We start from the raw sequence: 18,711 nt of genomic DNA, 5'->3' as shown, positions 1-18,711 counted from the left end.
AATGTAGAGTATGAAGTGCAATCTATTTTATATATCTCTCGCCGTATTGGGTTTGATCTGGGGAGGATGTAGTGATTTTTTGGAAGAATATTCTAAGGATCAGGTGTATGCTTCGTCGTGCAAGGATCTGGACGAGGTGCTGATCGGGAACGGGTACATGAAACATGAGAATGGTAAGGACGTTCGTGGCGGTTATTATCCTTGGTTGTTTGTAATGGATGATGATGCGGAGGAATTGGTGGCAGCGGAGCAAGACGGGCACATGAGCGGTTCTATCGTTGATTATTTGCGTAGGACTGCCACGTGGCAAAAGGATCCTTTCCGCTTGGCATTTAGTGACATGGAGATAACAGAAGAGTCCGACGAGAAATTGTATGCGCACATCGCTTACGTGAACACGATCATCAATTACGTGGATGAGTTCCCGGACGAGCCGCTTGAAACGCGGATGAGGATTCGCGGGGAGGGACTGTTCCTGCGGGCGGCTTATTATTTGATGTCCAGTAATCTCTTCGGTCGGGCTTATGATGCTAAAAATAAGGGGGCGGATTTGAGTATCCCGTTGAAGACGTTCGAGTGGGTGACGGAAGCCAAATTCACGAGAGCCACCGTCGGGGAGGTATATGGATTGATCGAGAGCGATTTGCGGCAGGCTTGCGAATGCCTGGATGGGGTGGACCAAAGGACGTTTTACCGAGCCGACCACCTGGCTGCCAGTATTTTGCTGAGTCGCTTGCTCCTGTACATGGAGAGATACGATGAGGTCATCGAGCAATGTGATTCCGCGTTGCTTTTGTGTGACGGTGACCGTTTGTCGGATTTGAGAACCTACAAGACGGAAGGTGGTGTTGCGGAACGGGACCATTTGTACACGGAGGACAATCCGGAAATTGTATTCACCATGGGAAATGCCCTCGTGCAGGAAATGTTTGCCCCAGTGCATAGTAATAAGCATGGATATGGCATGACATACACCCTGTCGGAAAGTTTGATACGAGAATTTGATAACGGGGAGGATGTGAAGGATTTGCGCTTTGATTGTTATTTCCAAGGGCACAATACGGCGCTTGACCGTTATGGTGTGGTAAAAAATGCTTACTATGACGGAAATGCAAATTCTGTTCACCCTAAGATATTTGACTCTTTTTTGATCCGCACTGTGGAGATTTACCTGAACAAGGCGGAAGCCCAGGCGATGAAGGGGGATCTGGCGGGAGCCGCGGCTACTTTACAGCCTTTGTTGAATACCCGTTACGCGGAGGGGATGTTGCCGCAGATTTCCGCATTGGGAGAGAAGGATTTGGTGGACTTTATCCGTTCCGAGCGCCGTAAAGAACTTTGCTTCGAGGGACACCGCTGGCCGGATTTGAAACGCTATGCAGTGAACACGAAATACCCGTATAATGAGCCGATACGCCATAGCACGTATGCTTATTCGGGTAATAATACGGGTGGTCTTTGGGAAGGATACTACGAGTTGGGAAAATATGGCGAGGACGAGGGGTGGATCATGCCCTATTCCTCGAGTGCGATCACCTACAACGAGGGGTTGATTGAAAATCCGGATCGACCAGAACGTTCCATGTTAGGCGGAATCGAAGAGTGAAATGGTTTGTGTATAATTAAGAGATAAGAGAATATGTTGAAAAAATATTTGTTATACGGGATGGGTTGTTTACTGGCGTTCAGTGCTTGTAACAAGGATGACGAGGAGATCACGACCCCCTCTCACGTGGATCGTGACTGGTTTGTGATTCAGGATAAACCGGGAGAATTGAATCAGTTGATTTATAAAGTGTACACGGACACCCGGGTGCCTATTTTCGTGAATGATACATTGGGAGAGGAGTGTTATGCCACGGATGCCCAAGGCAATCCGATCATGCGAGTGGAAACATTCAATATACGCTATTCCATTTTCGGGGATACCCTTTCTTCTAAGGATCTTCAAACGCGTTACGCGGTGAACAGTGCCGATACGACAGCGATGATGTACGCGGTACAGACCATACGGGATAAAGTCATCCCGTATTTGGCTAAAGCCGGTGAAGGGCGTCCGAAGTCGTTTTATTTAGTGGACTCCATTAATGACTTGAAACCGTTGTCACGGTATAGTTCTGAGACCGGTGGGTATGTACAATATTACTATCCTTACTCTTTGGCCATTCATTCCGCACAAAAAGGAGTCGTGGTAGGGAAGTTGGGTGAGTTGAAAAGGATGATCGAGGAGAATGATGATGAGGGGGTTGCTATGTGGGCGGGGAGAGTTCTTGCGGCTAAAGTGGTGGAGTGGATACTGGGCGGCGGTGTCAATAAGGATTTGTTGAAGGCGGAATGGTATAATATCACGACGACAGGCTTGAAAAGGGAAACGTATGAAGACTGGTGGCCTTCCGGTACTGCCGGGTATACAAGGGACTTGAGACCTACCGGGGGATTGTTCGGCTATAAGGTCGATTTGGAGGAGATTCGAGTCTTTCCGAGTCAAGAGCAAGACTTGCTGGAGTATGTTGCGCTTGTATATGTCTATCGCAACCGTGATACGGAGTTTTACGCTAATCCGTATTACGACTTTGATAAGGTGCATCGTAAATACGAGGGGATGAAAAAGTATGTAGAGGCTTTTGAGGCGCTTTATTCGGTAGAGTAATTTATTTTTGGAATAGTCTTTTATTTGTATTAATAATGATGCAGGAGGGTGTGGCAAAACACCCCTCCTTGTATAAATGTTGTGTTGTTAAAAAATCACGGGTATGAAGAAAATTGTATTGTCATTTATTGTTTCTCTTGCGTGTGGATGGTGTTACGCGCAAAATGGGTATAAAATCACGGGGAATGTCATGAATGGAACCACGGGGAAAGTTTATCTTATCGTGGACAAGGACACGTTGGTCACAGAAATACAAGAGGGACGGTTTGAATTGACCGGGAAAGTGGATGAAACGGTCATGGCAACCGTCATGGTGGAAAGTATCATGAAAGGTTTCCCGTTGTTTTTGGAAAATACGGATTTTAAGGTGACGATAGATTCCTCTGACGAGAAGTTTTATACCGTGGAAGGAGGAAAGGAGCAAGCCGTGTGGAAGGAGTTCCAGTCCGTGGATGAAGATTTTATGTTGAGAAACAGAAACTACCTGGCGGTGATGCAAAACGCAAAGAGTCAGTCTGAATATGATTCTATTCGCAAGGAAATGAACGGGTTGACGAAATTGCAACAAGCGGAGGAAGATAAACTGATCCAGGCTAACCCGGACGCAGCCGTGTCCGCTTGGATGGTGTCCAGGAATGTCCGTCTGTATACGTTGGAATTTTCGAAGAAGAGATTTGCCATGCTCTCGGAAAAGGGGAAAAACACGTTGTACGGCAGAGTGGCAGGGGAAGCGATTGCCGCTAAGGAGAGAACGCTGGTTGGGAATGTTGCCCCGGATTTCGAGTTGACCGATGTTGACGGGAAAACATTCAAGATGTCGGACGTGAAAGCGAAGGTAAAAGTTTTAATGTTCTGTAAAGCTTCCATTCCGGTATATCGCGAGGCGAATAAATACATTGAAACTGTTTATAACGAATACAAAGAAAAGGGCTTGGAGATTATCAGTATTTCGTGGGAAGAAAATCGCGAGGCGTGGAAACAGTTGGTAACAGAGGATAAGCTTCCGTGGAAAGAAGGATTTGATTGGAAAGATGGCAAATCGGCTGTATTGGAGTTATACGGGGGAAAGAGTCACAAGGTGAGCCATTTGTACGTGTTGGATGAGAACGATAGGATACTTTATATCAACGTGCCTTACCGGAGTTTCCGGACTTGTATGGAGCGTGTATTCAAATAAATGGTGATCTCGGATATATGAGATATTTTATCGTAGTGTGCTTGTTAAGCCTTTGGGCTTGTACTGCATCCCGGGGACCCCAGGACCATTTCGTCTTGCGGGGAACCCTGCCGGGTGCTAAAGACAGCACTCGGGTCACGTTGTTGTTGAAAAACGCGAGAGAGAACCCACAAAGGCTCGTGATGAATGGGAAATTCGAGATACGGGGAGTCGTGGACACCCCTACCGTGTGTTTGTTGCGGGTGGATGACAAGCTGTTACACACGGGGAAAACGCGTTACCGGGATGTCCGTTTTTTCATCGAGAACGGGAATCTGGAGTTCACGACTCCGCATATCGACAGTTTGTCGGAAGGGTATCACTTGTATGACCTCCGGAAAGAGAAAAACTACATGTTGAAAGGAAGCCCCTTGCAGGATGCCTATCATAGTTATCAACTGCAAACGCTGGATTGCCGTTACGCGATAGAGCAGTTGGAAAAGAAAAGCGGGGAGTCCCAAGACCCGGAAGATTACAGGCAACTGCGCCGGAAACGGGACGAGTTGCGGCAATTGACCCAAGTTTTTATTCGCGGCCAACGTAATCTGATAATTAATTTGCACGTGGCTCAACAATTGAAGCGGGTGCCTTTTACTTACGAGGAGGCAGACGTGGAGGTGATGGAGCGATTATTCGCTTCTTATCAAGATACTTGTCGGGCATTGCGGGAATACCGAGAGAGTTTGCGGGAGGAAAAGAAGTACGTGACGGGTAAAAAGTTGGAAGATGCCGAGCTGGTAACACCTGAAGGGAAGAACGTGCGGTTGCTGGAACAGATGAACAAGAAGGGGTACACGTTTATCGACTTTTGGGCTTCGTGGTGCGGTCCCTGCCGCAAGACATTGCCAGCAGTGAAAGAGATGTACAAACGTTATGGCGAACAGGTAAAATTTGTGAGTGTGGCGGTTTGGGAACAGGAGAAGGCTTGGCAAAAAGCCATGAAGGAGGAAAATATGCCGTGGCTGCAATTGCGGGATGAAGGCGATTTCATGGAGGGGGCGAAGGATTTGTACCGGATAAGTTCTATTCCCACGTTACTCGTGATCTCGCCGGAGGGTAAAATTGTTTTCCGAGCTTCCCGAGCTGGGGAGATCGAGTTGTTTTTGAAAAATTTAAAAGAACTGTGAGATGAAAATAAGAAATAGTTTAAGTTTATTGGTGATAGCCGCTTTGTTCGGTTGTTCAAAACCCGCGGAGGAGTTTGTGCTGCGTGGTACGGTGCCCGGTGCTTTGGATAGCACGAGAGTGATGTTGGCGCCTTTGTCTGATTTGCAACAAAAAATCACGGGATACGTGATGGACGGTAAATTCGAGTTGCGGGGAAGGTGTGACCAAACGGCATGTTACAGTTTGGTGTTGGACGACCGGGGAGTGGCGAAAAAAGCGGGAGCACGGATGGTGCATCACCGGGAAATCCATTTTTTTGTAGAGCGTGGAGAATTGGTTTTCACTACTCCCCATATCGATAGTTTGCCGACCCCCTCGAATTATTTGATTCACGATCTCCGGATGGAGAAACATTATAAAGTAACGGGATCTGCCGCCCAGGATATATTTTATGCGTATCAGCAGCAAACGATCGGTTTGAGGTATGCTTTGGATAAATTGAGCGAGAATTTCCGGATGACGAAGGATGTCGACATCTACCGGAAGTGGGCGGCTGCCAAAAAGGAGTTGGAAAATATATCTTGGGAGTTGGTGAAAAAGCAGCAGAATCTGGTTGTTTCTCTATTTGTTGCAGAGTTTTTGAAGAAAGACCCGTTTATGTATGGCCAGGCTTATTTGGACGAATTGGGAAAAGTGTTTGCTTCTTCTCGGGATACGGCGAAAGTTTTACGTGATTTCCGTCAATATCTGGAGCGTGCCAAGGTGTATTGTCGAGGCAAAAAACTGGAGGAGGCAAGCGTGCTTATTCCCGAGGGGGATACGGTTGCTTTGCTCGCTCAACTGAAAAAAGGGGGCTACACGGTAATCGATTTTTGGGCATCGCATTGCGGTCCCTGCCGAGCAAGTTTTCCTCATTTGAGAAAAATGTACGGGAAGTACGGTGATCGGGTAAAATTTATCAGTTTGTCGACCGACCAAAAAGAAGAGGCGTGGAAACGGGCTATGGCGGAAGAGAATTTGCCTTGGGCGGAATTCCGTTGTGGCGAGGATCTTTCCTCTAAAAGGCGGGCTGAATTGTACCGGATTAGATTTATCCCGACGTATTTGATCGTGGATGCCGAGGGTGGTATTGTATTTTATAGTGATAATAGCGGGGCTTTGGAGTTGCAGTTGGAGGAGTTGTTGAAATAAAGTCCATGGAGTTTGTGAGGTTTGTAAGGTTTATAAAGTTGATGAAAAAGTGATTTATGTTATATGTTTGATTTTATAGATTTTATGAATCTTATAAACTTTAGGGACGATGAATAGGATTAATTGTAAAAAAATGAAAGGAATTAAAAGTTTATTGATGTTTCTGTTCTGTGTGTGGGCTGTATTGCCATCATTCGCACGGCAAAAAGAGAAGCGGGATTACGTGATTCTGGCTTCTTCGCTGGTGAAGAATGATGCGGAATGGATGAACGTGGTGGATGTTTTGCAGAAAAAGCATGGGGCGGAAGTTTTGTTTTACGAGAAGAGCCCCGTGGAAAAGCAAGCGGAATTGAAGTCGTTGTATCCCCGTTACGTGGCGGTCGTGGAGAAACCGGAACAATTGGGGAGGGAGTTTGTCATGGAGTTCCACCGGATGAGCCGGGATATGGATGAGGATATTTACGAGGATTTCCTGTGGGGTATCATCACGGGATATGATGCCGCCGGGGCCTTGAAAATGGTGAATAACAGCACGGAACCGCTGGTGATCCGGGATGCTGTTTCCTCTATCACGGAATTGAAAAGTGCCAAATGGTTCGACCATTACGGTTGGGTCGACGACCACAAGCGGCGTGTTTGCGGGGAGAAAGACGGCAAAGAGGCACCGGTGGTCGAGGGTTCGGTTGAGGTCAGTGCCATTCACACGTTTTCAGATTTGTATGCGAAGTATGATCCCGATCTGGTGGTCACTGCTTTTCACGCCACGGAGGGAAATCTGGTGATGCCTTTTTACGAGGGAAGATTTACTTGCCGGGATGGTAAACTCATCGCCAACTCTTCTTCCGATAATGCCGCACCCTGGGAATTGAAAGAAAGTGGCAAACGAAGGGTATATTGCGCTGTGGGCAACTGTCTGATCGGTAATGTGAACAACACGCGGGAAAGTATGGCGATCGTTTGGATGAACAGCGCCAATGCCGCCACGATGATCGGTTACGTGGTGACCACGTGGCATGGGCGTGCCGGTTGGGGAGCCTTGAAATATTGGCTGACTTACGCCGGGGAATACACGCTGGCAGAAGCCGTGTTTATCAACCAGCAGGATTTCTTGCACCAGCAATACGAGTGGTATCCCTCCTTGTACTGTGAAAATTATCCTTTCGAGGCAAAATACAGGGAAATCCAAGAGGCTGAAAAACGCTTGCAAGAAGTTTTGGGACGCAAGCCTTCCCTCGACGAAACGGGGTTCTGGCATGATCGCGACGTGTTGGCTTATTATGGGGATCCCAAATGGAATGTGCGTTTGCAGGACATTCCGGAAGAGAATGACTTCGCGGTAACTTCTAAGGTGAAAGGAAAGAAGTGCGTGGTCACGATCAAAACCGGCGAGAATTTCAACTTACAACGGATGAAAGGGGATAACTGGAAAGCGGAACACGTGCTGGATTTGCCGTTCAGCTATTTCTTCCCGGAACGGTTGAAGAATCCCCGTCTGGCGGTGGGACAGGATTGGAAAGTGGCGTTGGACGAGAATTTCTTGTTAGTTTATAATTGTGATTTTGAACCAAATGAAACGTATCAAGTGATACTTGACATAGATAAATAATTAAAAGGATTCGTATGGTAAAAAGATTTTTCATTGTATGGATGTTATTAAGTATGTTCTGTCCCTGCTTGTTTGCACAGTATGACATGAACGCTCCGCTTCCCCTGGACCCGAACACGAGGGTGGGAAAATTGGCTAACGGTTTGACCTATTATATCCGTTATCATAAAGAACCCCGGGAGAGAGCCAATTTCTATATTATACAAAACGTGGGAGCCATTCTCGAAGAGGATGACCAAAACGGTTTAGCTCACTTTCTGGAGCACATGGCGTTCAACGGGACGAAACACTTTCCCGGACGAAAAGGGATTACCAATATGCTCGAGAAACGCGGGGTGCAGTTCGGTCGCAACGTGAACGCTTACACAGCTCAAGATGAAACCGTCTATTTGATTAATGATGTGCCGACCAAGGATTCCGGTTTATTGGATACTTGTTTGCTTGTGTTGCACGATTGGTCGCACTATTTGATGTTGGTTGACGAGGAGATTGATGGCGAGAGAGGGATCATCGCCGAGGAGTGGAGAACGCGTAGGAATTCGGATTTCCGTACGCGAGCGAAAGTCATGCCAGTGTTGTTGAACGGTTCCAAGTATGCTAAAAGGGATGTGATCGGCGATTTGAATGTGATCAAAAACTTCGAGTACCAAACCCTACGCGATTACTATCACAAGTGGTATCGTCCAGATTTGCAGGCGATAGCCGTTGTCGGGGATTTCGACGTGGACCAAATGGAACAAAAGGTGAAAGATTTGTTTTCCCGAATTCCGGCAGCGGAGAATCCTGTGCCGAGGAAAGAATACTCGGTGGAGCCTCACGATGACGTGAAATTCGTGTGTGCGACAGACAACGAGTTGACAAAGTCTAGTGTGACCGTTGTTATAAAAAGACCAGCCACGACGAGAGAGCAAAAAAATACTCACCAGTACCTGAAGGATTTTGTCGTGACGTCGCTTTATAACATGATGTTGGAGCAACGTATTAAGGAATCAATCCAAGCGGGTACTGCCGATTTTGTCGAAGGTCATATCGTAGTGAGCGCACGCCTTACGAGGAGCGTGGAGGCTTTCATTTTGGAAGTTACCCCTAAGCCGAATGAAGAGGTAAAAGCGTTGGAAGCTCTTTGGCGCGAGAGTGAACGGGTGCGAAGATTTGGTTTTACTCCGACCGAGCTGGAAAGGGGAAAACGGAACGCAAGGATGATGTTCGACTTCTTCTATAATCAAAAAGATAAAGCTCCTGCTAACTATTATATTCAGGGAATGCAACAGCATTTCTTGACAGGTGAGCCGCTGTTGGATGTCGATTACCAGTATAATTTCGTTAAAACGATGCTCGAAACGATAACGGAGGAAGATTTTATAGAGATGGCAAAAAAATGTATCACGTCGAAGAACATGGTAATTGCCGTGCAAGGACCAGAGAATGCGAAACACATCACCCGGGAGGAAGCTATCGCCGTGATCGAGAAAGTAAACAACTCGAAGATAGATCCTTATATGGACGAGGTGGTGGATAAGCCTTTGCTGGACGAGAAATTGGAAGGTGGTAAAATCGTGAAGACGAAAAAGTTGCAGCAATTCGATGCGGAAGAATGGACGTTGGAAAACGGTGCGAAAGTTGTTTTCCGCAAAGTCGATTACCAGAAAGACGAGGTCAGCGTGACTTCTTATAGTAAGGGAGGAACTTCTCTGTACGATTTGGATAAATTGCCTTCGGCTAAAATGGTGAATTCGTTCATGAAATATTTCGGGTTGGGGGATCACGATGCCAATACTTTGGCTAAGATATTGAGCGGCAAACGTACCTCGGCAACGGCAACTATCGGTGAGTTTTCCGAATCGGTAAACGGCTCCACTTCTCCCGAGCATTTCGAAACTTTGATGCAGTTGATCTACATGAGGTTCGAGAAACCTCGTTTTGACAAAGCTGCTTACGATGTGGCTATGGAGCGTGAACGTGCTACGATTGCCAATATCGACAATAACCCGAAAAATGCGATGATGGACTCCATCCAGTTGAACCTGAATAATTACCACCTGCGCGTGATGCCGTATAGTTTGAAGTTCCTGGATAAAGTGAATTTCGAGGATATAGAGGCTGTTTATCGCGACCGTATTAAGGATATCAGCGACTTTACTTTCTTTATCGTGGGTAATATCGATGCGGATACCGTGAAACCGCTCGTGGAAAAATACTTGGGTTCCGTGAAATCCTACAACCGCAAGGAAAATTGGGTCGACCACGGGGTGCGCGGACCACAAGGGCACGTGGAGAAAGTGATTGAACTTGCCATGCAAGAACCGAAAGCAACCGTGGTGGCGCATATTAATAAAGGAATGAAATTGTCGACTCATGATGGACTTTGCTTGAATATATTGAAGAGTATCCTTAGCAATAGATATTTGGTAAGTATCCGCGAGAAAGAAGGCGGTACATACGGGGTATCCGTGCAAAGCGGAGCTTCCAAAATACCGTACGCTAATTGCGGGCTTAACATAGCATTTGATTGTGACCCGGCAAAGGCAGCACACTTGAAGTCATTGATTTTTGCCGAGTTGGAACTCATGACTAAAGAGGCTCCCACCATGGAGGAGGTGAAGAACGTGGTTACCACGATGAAGAAAAACCGCGAGCAGGCAAAACCGAATAATGGTTATTGGATGAATGCAATTCGTGCTTATTATATTGACGGACGTGACATTACAGCCGCGAAAGATTTCGATAAGGTGGTCGATAAGATTACACCGAAAGATATCCAGAAATTCGCGAAGAAATTACTCACGAATGCTAATGTCGTGGATTTAATGTTTGTACCAAAGGAAAAGTAGGTAGGATTGTATCTTCCATAAATGGTGAGAGGGATGATTTGAGAGAATTGCCTCTCTTTTTTAGATTTATTCATAAATATGAAATACCTGCCGGGAGGCTTGTTTCACGGGACATAATATTGAAATATTATGGAACAGAAACAAAATGATGAAGAAATGGAAAATAGCCTCCCGGCAGGTAATGCCGTAGTGGTAAGTGATCGTTATTTAAACGATCGGTTTTTCGTCTGGTACGACGATGCGTACCGGATGGTCTTGTGCTCGAGAATCGCCTGGTTGCAAGCAGATGGTGATTATTGTTTTATTCATTTTAAAGATGGTTCTAAAATCATCGTGGTTCACCCGTTGAAAAAGGTGCTGGAAGTGCTTCCCCCCGAACAATTTGCCCGAGTTCACCGTAGTTACGCTGTCTGTCTGGAACTTGTGGATCGTCTGGTCGGGAACACGCTCTATATCGGCAAGCAGGATTTCCCGGTAAGTTCTGCTTACAAGGAAGACTTACATTCTCGTTTTCGATTTTTAGGTAAGGTGAAAGGATTGTATAAATCTAAAGTCGTGAAAAATAATAAATAAACATGTATAACAGTCCCGAGAGACAACCTCCCGGGCAGGTTTTTGAGAAGAAAAAGATAAAATTACAAAGCCTCGATGTCTTCCTGGGACAGTCCGGTTATTTGGGCTATGGATTCCGGAGACATACCGAATGATTTCATGTTACGGGCAACTTTTATTTCACCTTTTTTGAAACCTTCTTTGAAACCTTCTTTGATACCTTCTTTGATACCTTCTTTGATACCTTCTTCCATTCCTTTTTTCATCCCGCTGGCCAAGCCTCTTTGTTCGGCACTGTAAAATAGGGTTTTTTCAGTACTGATGATGTCCCAGAATTTTTCGTAGCCGAGGAGTTGTGCGGGGGAGAATGCGGCTTCTTCAATGGCTTTGACAGCCTTGTTTACTTCGGGATTCGAGAGTAATTCCTCCGGGACGGAAATCGTGTGCTCGTCAATTTCGGTGAGGTAGCGTAACCAAAGCACTTGCATTTTCTTCTCGGCGTAGGTGTGTGGGGTGAACTTGGGAAGTTCCACGAACACGAGTTGCAAACCGTCGATGATCTTGTCGGAATCTTTGTCGTGTACGAGCTTATAGTGATGGTAGTAGTCTTTCATCTCCGGCTCGAAAATCTCGTTGACGAGGTTGAGAGAGTATACAGGTTGTAGCAAATGATAATTTTCCCCGTTCCCAATTTGTCTGACGTACGCTTTGGAAGCGTTGAACAAGACTCTATACTTGAATTCCGGAGACCATATCATTTGCATCTCGACGATGAATTGTCTTCCGAGTTTATCCTTACACCGCACGTCGACGATGCTGTTTTTTTTCCAAGGGTTGTCGGGTACCATTTCGGCAGGTAAATACTCGATTGCGGTGATCTCTTGCCCTGGAGCGAGGGGAAGCAGGGCGTTGAGTAAACTCATCACCAGGTCGGGATGTTCCCCGAATACGCGTTTGAATGTCAAGTCTGCTTTGGGATTCAAGTATTTCATGGCATTGTTTGTTTATTTGTTTTCAATCAACACAAAATTAACGATTAAAATCGAGTTTTACAATTGTATTGCGTGCAATTCAAATGTCGTCTGCATGTAAATGAAAATTGTCAAAAAAATGTGAAATCCAATAAAGTTGGGGATGGCATAAATTTTATCCTTGTTTTTCGCTGGGGACAGGTAGAGGATTAACATGAATAATGAAATTAACCCCGGAAGTTCGATAACGATTTCCGGGGTTGATAGTGTTATTTTTAATGGCTTTGTGGCAAACCTTATAGAGCGTTGGCATCGACTACCACGTCTTTGCTATATTCGCCGTTAGCTAATTTTTGAGCCACGTTTTTAAATGCTTTTACCGTGTAATCCACGTCTTCCAGCGTGTGCATGGCGGTCGGAATCAAACGGAGCAGTAATTGTCCTTTCGGGATCACCGGATAAACCACGATGGAGCAGAACAGATTGTAGTTCTCTCTTAAATCCATGGCAACTTGAGTTCCCTCGGCAACGCTACCGGACAGGTAAACAGGAGTCACGGGGGAGTTGGTTGCACCGATGTTCAATCCGTCAGCTTTCAACCCGGCTTGCAGGGCACGAACGATAGTCCATAATTTTTCGCGTAATTCCGGTTTGGTTCTCAATAACTCCAATCGTTTGATCGCACCTTCTACCATAGGCATCGGGAGTGATTTCGCGAAAGTCTGGGAACGCATATTGTATCTTAAATACATACAGATGTCTTCATCGCAGGCGATAAATGCCCCGATACCTGCCATCGCTTTGGCGAAAGTAGCGAAGTAAAGGTCAATCCCGTCCATAACCCCGAAATGGTCGCCTGTTCCGGCTCCATGGGGTCCCATGGTTCCGAAGCCGTGAGCGTCGTCCACGAGTAAACGGAAATTGAAGTCTTTTTTCATGGCAACGATCTCGTCTAATTTTCCGAGGTCACCGGCCATACCGAACAGACCTTCGGTTACGACCAAGATACCGCCTCCGGTGTTTTCTACCCATTTGGTAGCTCTTTCCAGTTGTTTGCGGAGGCTCTCCATATCGTTGTGTAGATACACGTATCTTTTTGCCGGAGATAAGCGAAGACCGTCCATGATACAAGCGTGATCTTCTGCATCATACACGATGCAATCGTGACGGCTGCTCATGGCATCGATGATGGAAACCATACCTTGATAACCGAAGTTCAACAGGAACGCGTCCGGTTTACCCACGAACTCAGCTAACTGAGATTCCAAGTACTCGTGGCGGGAAGTCTGTCCGCTCATCATACGGGCACCCATCGGGTATGCCATTCCGTATTTTGCGGCAGCCTCGGCATCTGCTTTCCGTACTTCCGGATCGTTAGCAAGACCGATATAATTGTTTAGACTCCAGTTTAAAACTTCCTTGCCACGGAATTTCATACGAGGGCCAATTTCACCCTCTAATTTCGGGAAAGAGAAATAGCCATGAGCTTGTTTGGCGTATTGACCAATGTTTCCCTTCTGATTTCGTACTCTTTCAAAAATGTCCACTTTCGATAATATTTTGAAATTCTTAATTCTTGTTTTTCTAAATATGGAAACAAAGGTAACTAAAAAAATGTATTCCAAATAAGTTCTGTCAAAAACTTGTGGTTCTGGGGAAGGAAATACGTTTAAATACTTAGTCTGAATTTGAAATTTACAATTTATGATTGACGATTTAAGATTGGGTAAAATCAAAAGTGCATTTCGGGCAGGGAATTCATAAATCGCGAATCATAAATCGTAAATTATTTTGTAGATTGATTTTATTCATTTATCTTTGCGTGATGCAAAAAAGGCTCTTTATGATGAAGAATTTTATAGGATTTCTGCTTGTTATAATTTTGATGAGTTCCTGTGGCGAATACCAGAAACTTCTGAAAAGTGGTGATAGCCAACAGATGTATACAAAAGCCGTGGAATACTATCGTAACGGGGAATACACGAAGGCTTCCAATCTTTTCGATGGAATCCGGCAGGTTTTCCGCGGGACTTCTAAGGCGCAAAGCGTGGCTTATTATCGCGCATTCTGTAGTTTTAACCAGAAAGATTACGAGATTGCGGCTGAATTGTTCAAGAATTTCGTGGCTCAGTACCCGGAAAGTTCCTATGCAGAGGAGTGTCTTTATATGATCGGTTATTGTAATTATAAGGCGTCGCCGAAAGCTCGTCTGGATCAAACCACGACGATGAACGCGATAGAGAATTTCAATTTGTATTTGAGTCGCTACCCGAGTAGTTCCAAAAAAGAGCAAATCAATGCTTACATGGACGAGATGCGGGATAAGTTGTCTTACAAGGATTATTTAAGTGCCAAGAATTATTACCTTAGGGCAAAATATAAGTCAGCTGTCGTGAGTTTGGAGAACTGTTTGAAAGATTACCCCGGTACGAAATATCGCGAGGAGATCATGTATATGTTGTTCAACTCCAAGTATGAGATGGCTGTAAATAGTGTCGAGGACAAAAAATATGAACGTTATAATGCGGCAAAAGAGGAGTATTACTATTTCGAGGAAGAGTACCCGGAAAGCCGTTATGCCAAGGAGATGGCAAAAAAATACGAGGACATCAACGAGTTCTTGAAGACGTATGATGTTGACCAAGAGGATGATTAACCAGATAAAATAATAATATTCAAATTAACCATGGTAGATTTTAAGAAAGTTAAAGCGCCGAATAATACTATTACCCGGAATCCGGCTATATTGGCAAGTAAAGCTGATAATATTTACGAGGCTGTAGCGGTAATCGGTAAGAGAGCTAATCAGATTTCGGTTGAGATGAAAGAGGAGTTAAGCAGGAAGCTTCAAGAGTTTGCCTCTTACGCGGATAATTTGGAAGAGATATTTGAAAATCGCGAGCAGATCGAGATTTCCAAGTATTACGAGCGTTTGCCCAAGCCAGTGTTAATTGCTACCCAGGAATTCGAGGACGGAGATATTTATTTCCGCACTTCATCCAAAGAGAAGGATGCAAATAGCACGGACGAGGAATAAATCCGAATTTTTGAATGAATAATATACCTGAGAGTGCTATGCTTTCAGGTTTTTTAGTTTTGATTGCATGATGCTGAAAGGAAAACATATAATACTGGGGGTTACGGGTAGTATCGCGGCTTACAAGGCGGCAACACTGACTCGCCTGCTCGTGAAAGAGGGGGCAACGGTAAAGGTGGTTATGACACCACTGGCAAAAGAGTTTATCACTCCATTGACTATGGCTACGCTGTCCAAGAGCCCGATCATGGTGGATTTTTACAACCCGGAGAACGGGGATTGGAATTCTCATGTCGATTTGGGATTGTGGGCAGACCTCTACCTGCTGGCACCCGCTTCTGCCAACACGATTGGAAAGATGGCGAACGGGATCGCCGATAATTTGTTGCTGACGACATATCTCTCGGCGAAATGCCCGGTGATGGTTGCCCCGGCGATGGATTTGGATATGTATAAGCATCCGGCAACACAGCGGAACCTGGAAATATTGCGGTCATTCGGGAATATCATTATCGAACCGGAAAGCGGAGAGCTTGCCAGTGGGCTAATCGGGAAGGGGAGAATGGAAGAGCCAGAAAAGATTGTCGAATTTTTGAAAAGGCATTTCCAACAGCAGGAAGATTTCGGAGGAAAAAAAGTATTGATTACTGCCGGTCCTACTTACGAGAAGATTGATCCTGTGCGTTTTATCGGGAATTATTCTTCCGGTAAGATGGGGATCGCCTTAGCGGAAGAGTTGGCGGAACGCGGGGCGGAAGTGCTGCTTATTTGTGGTCCTGTAAACTTGAAAACGAATCATCCCGCTATTCATCGGGTGGACGTGGAGGCGGCGTCGCAGATGTGTGAAGTTGCCGTGAGGGAATTTCCCGGTTGTGACTTGGCGATACTGAGTGCGGCGGTTGCTGATTTTACCCCGAAGGAAAAGGCTGACCGTAAGATCAAGCGGGAGAAGGAGGATTTGATGCTGGAATTGATGCCGACGAAAGATATTGCGGCGGAGCTAGGTCAAATGAAGAAGGATTCGCAGTTGCTGGTAGGGTTTGCCCTGGAAACGAATGACGAGGAAAATAATGCCCGATCTAAAATGCAACGGAAGAATCTGGATATGATCGTGCTGAATAGTTTAAATGATAAAGGTGCCGGTTTTGGGGGTGATACTAATAAGGTAACGATCTTGAACCGGGAAGGAGAGAAGATGATTTACGAGTTGAAGACGAAGGTGGAGGTTGCGAAAGATATTGTGGATAGTATTCAATTACTTAGCCGGTAGAGAAAAATATTTTGAAAAAAATAAATGAAAATCGCTTTGTTCGGATAGAAATTATCTCTAATTTTGTATTCCGATATGAAGATAGAACATCAAAATATTCGGCGAAAATTGTTAGTCTGCCTCCAGTTTAGGCAAAAGCATGATCGTTGTTATTACGAGATACAGAAAAACCAACATTGTCGTTAGTTGACATTGTTGGTTTTTTTTTATATGGATGATAAAGAACATAAACACTTAATATGTAGCAATATGAATAAACGTAGCTTAGTATCCATTACCGACTACTCGAAAGAGGAAATTTTGGAAGTATTGAAGATTGCTTCTGAATTCGAGAAAAACCCAAATTGCAACCTGCTGGCAGGGAAGGTGGTTGCATCACTGTTTTTTGAGCCATCTACCCGTACGCGATTGAGTTTTGAAACCGCGATTAGTAGAATGGGGGGACGTATTGTCGGATTCTCCGATGCCTCGTCTTCCAGTACGACAAAAGGTGAATCTTTGAAAGATACAACCAAGATGGTGGATAACTACTGCGACTTGATCGTGATGCGCCATCCGCTGGAAGGGGCTGCCCGTTTTGCCAGCGAGGTTGCCAGTGTACCGGTGATTAATGCCGGAGATGGGGCGAACCAACACCCGACGCAGACGATGCTTGACTTGTATTCCATTTACAAGACGCAAGGGACGCTTGAGAATTTGAATATCTTTATGGTAGGGGATTTGAAGTACGGTCGTACGGTTCACTCTTTGCTACAAGCCATGAGCCACTTCAACCCGACATTCCACTTTATCTCCCCGAAGGAGTTGGAAATGCCGCAGGCTTACAAGTTGTTCTTGGATGAATTGCATATCCCTTATTACGAGCATACGGAGTTGGATGATGTAATCAACGATGCCGATATTCTTTACATGACCCGTGTACAACGCGAGCGTTTCGCGGACCCGCTGGAGTACGAGAAAGTGAAGAACGTGTATATCCTCAAGAATTCCATGCTGGCAGGCACGAAAGATACAATGCGTATCCTCCACCCGCTACCTCGCGTGAACGAGATCGACGAGGATGTGGATGATAACAAGAAGGCATACTACTTCCAGCAAGCGTTGAACGGTGTGTACACCCGTCAGGCAATTATTTTCAAAGCATTAGATTTAAAATGGTAATTAAAGGAGAAAAAGATATGGCAGCAAAAAAAGAATTACAGGTGAGCGCCGTGGAAAACGGTACGGTAATAGACCACATTCCTGCTGATAAGTTATTTGACGTGATCAACGTGTTGGGAATCCAAAGTTTGGAAAACACGGTTACTTTCGGGTATAATCTGGTAAGTAGCAAGCTGGGTAAGAAGGCGATTATCAAGATTTGGGATAAATTCCTGAAAGATGACGAGGTGAATAAATTAGCGTTGGTAGCCCCGACGGCTAAAATTAATATTATAAAAGACTTTGAAGTTGCGGAGAAGAAAGCGGTAATGGTGCCGAAGCACGTGGAGGGTATCGCTAAATGCGTGAATCCGAAATGTATCACGAATAACCAGAAAGTGCGCACGAAATTTGACGTGGTTGGTAGTTCTCCGATCGTGTTGAAATGTCACTACTGCGAGAAGCTGACAGATCAGGAACATATTGTGATTATCTAAGATATATTCTCGTGATGATTTTGAATTGGGCTGTCTAAAGTTGGCAGCCCAATTTTTTTTCATCCTTTTTTTTCAGCTTTTTCCTTTTGTTTTAATCTCACTGATTTACTGGCTGTAAATTTGATATACTCGTAAGGCAAGTAGGTTTCTACTTGGTGGGTAGCCAGATTGAAGCGTTCTCTTTTCTTCTGTTGTTTCACGCTCAGGGTGCCGAAATCCTGAATCGTGATTTTTTCTCCCGCTTCCAGAGATTCCAGTATGCAGGAGAGAAATGTGTTGATGACAAGAGCGGAAACCACTTGACTTTGACCACATTTCTCCGCAACTTTCTTAGCTAATTCTCTTTTGTTCATAATTAAATTCTAATGCACGTGTTTGAGTTCCAATTTTTTATTTTGAGTGATTTAACGTTATTCCGGCAACTATTTGTCAGGATAAACGTTCATTTACACAGACAAATATACCAATTTTTGAAAAAACAAAATCAATCGTTAGTAAAAAAGTTAGATAGAAATCGTTAGGTAATTAGAAAGAATAGTTAAAACGCCTGTTACTCACGCTCAAAAGGGTGTCCAATTTAACGAACGTTTTTGTTGACAGCTGTTTGGCTTCGCATTTGACGACTGTGATTTGTGGCTATAAA

16 protein-coding genes are annotated in these 18,711 nt (G+C 45.0%); 13 read left to right on the top strand and 3 right to left on the bottom strand.

The window, feature by feature from the left end:
• The first annotated feature begins 10 nt into the window (after positions 1-10).
• The 8 genes from BN8899_RS02185 (at position 11) to BN8899_RS02150 (ending at position 11,174) form a co-directional block, all read left to right on the top strand.
• On the top strand, positions 11-1,606 hold the full coding sequence (locus BN8899_RS02185) for a RagB/SusD family nutrient uptake outer membrane protein (RefSeq protein ID WP_065218133.1): 1,596 nt from the start codon (positions 11-13) through the stop codon (positions 1,604-1,606).
• A 33-nt stretch (positions 1,607-1,639) separates the two neighbouring features.
• The gene (locus BN8899_RS02180; protein WP_065218132.1) at positions 1,640-2,650 is read left to right on the top strand and encodes a hypothetical protein; all 1,011 of its coding nucleotides are present in this window, start codon (positions 1,640-1,642) and stop codon (positions 2,648-2,650) included.
• 103 nt (positions 2,651-2,753) lie between these two features.
• Complete coding sequence (locus BN8899_RS02175) at positions 2,754-3,827, top strand: redoxin domain-containing protein (protein ID WP_065218131.1); 1,074 nt, start codon at positions 2,754-2,756, stop codon at positions 3,825-3,827.
• A 17-nt stretch (positions 3,828-3,844) separates the two neighbouring features.
• Positions 3,845-4,993, top strand: coding sequence for a TlpA disulfide reductase family protein (locus BN8899_RS02170; RefSeq protein ID WP_065218130.1), 1,149 nt, complete (start codon positions 3,845-3,847; stop codon positions 4,991-4,993).
• A gap of 1 nt (position 4,994) precedes the next feature.
• Entirely contained in the window at positions 4,995-6,164 is a 1,170-nt protein-coding gene (locus BN8899_RS02165; RefSeq protein ID WP_065218129.1) for a TlpA disulfide reductase family protein, read from the top strand.
• Positions 6,165-6,297: 133 nt separating this feature from the next.
• Complete coding sequence (locus BN8899_RS02160) at positions 6,298-7,770, top strand: hypothetical protein (protein WP_231932242.1); 1,473 nt, start codon at positions 6,298-6,300, stop codon at positions 7,768-7,770.
• 14 nt (positions 7,771-7,784) lie between these two features.
• Positions 7,785-10,601 (top strand): M16 family metallopeptidase, encoded by a 2,817-nt coding sequence (locus tag BN8899_RS02155; RefSeq protein WP_065218128.1) that lies wholly within the window; start codon positions 7,785-7,787, stop codon positions 10,599-10,601.
• Positions 10,602-10,730: 129 nt separating this feature from the next.
• The gene (locus tag BN8899_RS02150; RefSeq protein WP_065218127.1) at positions 10,731-11,174 is read left to right on the top strand and encodes a LytR/AlgR family response regulator transcription factor; all 444 of its coding nucleotides are present in this window, start codon (positions 10,731-10,733) and stop codon (positions 11,172-11,174) included.
• Positions 11,175-11,236: 62 nt separating this feature from the next.
• On the opposite strand, the gene BN8899_RS02145 is transcribed toward BN8899_RS02150, so the two are convergent.
• Both BN8899_RS02145 and BN8899_RS02140 read right to left on the bottom strand, forming a co-directional pair.
• Positions 11,237-12,145 carry an Rpn family recombination-promoting nuclease/putative transposase gene (locus tag BN8899_RS02145; protein ID WP_065218126.1) on the bottom strand — a complete coding sequence of 303 codons (909 nt, stop codon included), beginning with the start codon at positions 12,143-12,145 and terminating at the stop codon, positions 11,237-11,239.
• Between the two features lie 275 nt (positions 12,146-12,420).
• Positions 12,421-13,671 (bottom strand): aminotransferase class I/II-fold pyridoxal phosphate-dependent enzyme, encoded by a 1,251-nt coding sequence (locus tag BN8899_RS02140; RefSeq protein WP_065218125.1) that lies wholly within the window; start codon positions 13,669-13,671, stop codon positions 12,421-12,423.
• A 296-nt stretch (positions 13,672-13,967) separates the two neighbouring features.
• On the opposite strand from BN8899_RS02140, the gene BN8899_RS02135 reads away from it, so the two are divergent.
• The 5 genes from BN8899_RS02135 to pyrI all read left to right on the top strand — a co-directional run bounded on the left by BN8899_RS02135 (position 13,968) and on the right by pyrI (position 18,068).
• Positions 13,968-14,780 (top strand): outer membrane protein assembly factor BamD, encoded by an 813-nt coding sequence (locus BN8899_RS02135; protein ID WP_018338536.1) that lies wholly within the window; start codon positions 13,968-13,970, stop codon positions 14,778-14,780.
• Positions 14,781-14,810: 30 nt separating this feature from the next.
• Entirely contained in the window at positions 14,811-15,161 is a 351-nt protein-coding gene (locus tag BN8899_RS02130) for a DNA-directed RNA polymerase subunit omega (protein WP_018338537.1), read from the top strand.
• A gap of 67 nt (positions 15,162-15,228) precedes the next feature.
• A complete protein-coding gene (coaBC, locus tag BN8899_RS02125; protein ID WP_065218124.1) occupies positions 15,229-16,431 on the top strand; it encodes a bifunctional phosphopantothenoylcysteine decarboxylase/phosphopantothenate--cysteine ligase CoaBC in 1,203 nt (400 codons plus the stop codon).
• Between the two features lie 249 nt (positions 16,432-16,680).
• A complete protein-coding gene (gene pyrB / locus BN8899_RS02120) occupies positions 16,681-17,592 on the top strand; it encodes an aspartate carbamoyltransferase (RefSeq protein ID WP_026207672.1) in 912 nt (303 codons plus the stop codon).
• Positions 17,593-17,609: 17 nt separating this feature from the next.
• Positions 17,610-18,068, top strand: a complete 459-nt coding sequence (gene pyrI, locus BN8899_RS02115) for an aspartate carbamoyltransferase regulatory subunit (protein WP_026207673.1) — start codon at positions 17,610-17,612, stop codon at positions 18,066-18,068.
• Positions 18,069-18,127: 59 nt separating this feature from the next.
• Here pyrI and BN8899_RS02110 read toward each other — a convergent pair whose 3' ends face one another.
• Complete coding sequence (locus tag BN8899_RS02110; RefSeq protein ID WP_018338541.1) at positions 18,128-18,421, bottom strand: HU family DNA-binding protein; 294 nt, start codon at positions 18,419-18,421, stop codon at positions 18,128-18,130.
• Between the last annotated feature and the right edge of the window lie 290 nt (positions 18,422-18,711).

It is taken from the genome of Butyricimonas sp. Marseille-P2440 (assembly GCF_900091675.1).
GTDB lineage: Bacteria > Bacteroidota > Bacteroidia > Bacteroidales > Marinifilaceae > Butyricimonas > Butyricimonas synergistica.
The sequence above is the reverse complement of the archived record's forward strand: the minus strand, read 5'-3'. Positions and strand labels throughout refer to the sequence as shown.

Excerpts from the sequence above, each read along its gene's own strand:
- BN8899_RS02185 (WP_065218133.1), top strand. The coding sequence starts at position 11 with ATGAAGTGCAATCTATTTTATATATCTCTCGCCGTATTGGGTTTGATC.
- BN8899_RS02180 (WP_065218132.1), top strand. The coding sequence starts at position 1,640 with ATGTTGAAAAAATATTTGTTATACGGGATGGGTTGTTTACTGGCGTTC.
- BN8899_RS02175 (WP_065218131.1), top strand. The coding sequence starts at position 2,754 with ATGAAGAAAATTGTATTGTCATTTATTGTTTCTCTTGCGTGTGGATGG.
- BN8899_RS02170 (WP_065218130.1), top strand. The coding sequence starts at position 3,845 with ATGAGATATTTTATCGTAGTGTGCTTGTTAAGCCTTTGGGCTTGTACT.
- BN8899_RS02165 (WP_065218129.1), top strand. The coding sequence starts at position 4,995 with ATGAAAATAAGAAATAGTTTAAGTTTATTGGTGATAGCCGCTTTGTTC.
- BN8899_RS02160 (WP_231932242.1), top strand. The coding sequence starts at position 6,298 with ATGAAAGGAATTAAAAGTTTATTGATGTTTCTGTTCTGTGTGTGGGCT.
- BN8899_RS02155 (WP_065218128.1), top strand. The coding sequence starts at position 7,785 with ATGGTAAAAAGATTTTTCATTGTATGGATGTTATTAAGTATGTTCTGT.
- BN8899_RS02150 (WP_065218127.1), top strand. The coding sequence starts at position 10,731 with ATGGAACAGAAACAAAATGATGAAGAAATGGAAAATAGCCTCCCGGCA.
- BN8899_RS02145 (WP_065218126.1), bottom strand. The coding sequence starts at position 12,145 with ATGAAATACTTGAATCCCAAAGCAGACTTGACATTCAAACGCGTATTC.
- BN8899_RS02135 (WP_018338536.1), top strand. The coding sequence starts at position 13,968 with ATGATGAAGAATTTTATAGGATTTCTGCTTGTTATAATTTTGATGAGT.
- BN8899_RS02130 (WP_018338537.1), top strand. The coding sequence starts at position 14,811 with ATGGTAGATTTTAAGAAAGTTAAAGCGCCGAATAATACTATTACCCGG.
- coaBC (WP_065218124.1), top strand. The coding sequence starts at position 15,229 with ATGATGCTGAAAGGAAAACATATAATACTGGGGGTTACGGGTAGTATC.
- pyrB (WP_026207672.1), top strand. The coding sequence starts at position 16,681 with ATGAATAAACGTAGCTTAGTATCCATTACCGACTACTCGAAAGAGGAA.
- pyrI (WP_026207673.1), top strand. The coding sequence starts at position 17,610 with ATGGCAGCAAAAAAAGAATTACAGGTGAGCGCCGTGGAAAACGGTACG.
- BN8899_RS02110 (WP_018338541.1), bottom strand. The coding sequence starts at position 18,421 with ATGAACAAAAGAGAATTAGCTAAGAAAGTTGCGGAGAAATGTGGTCAA.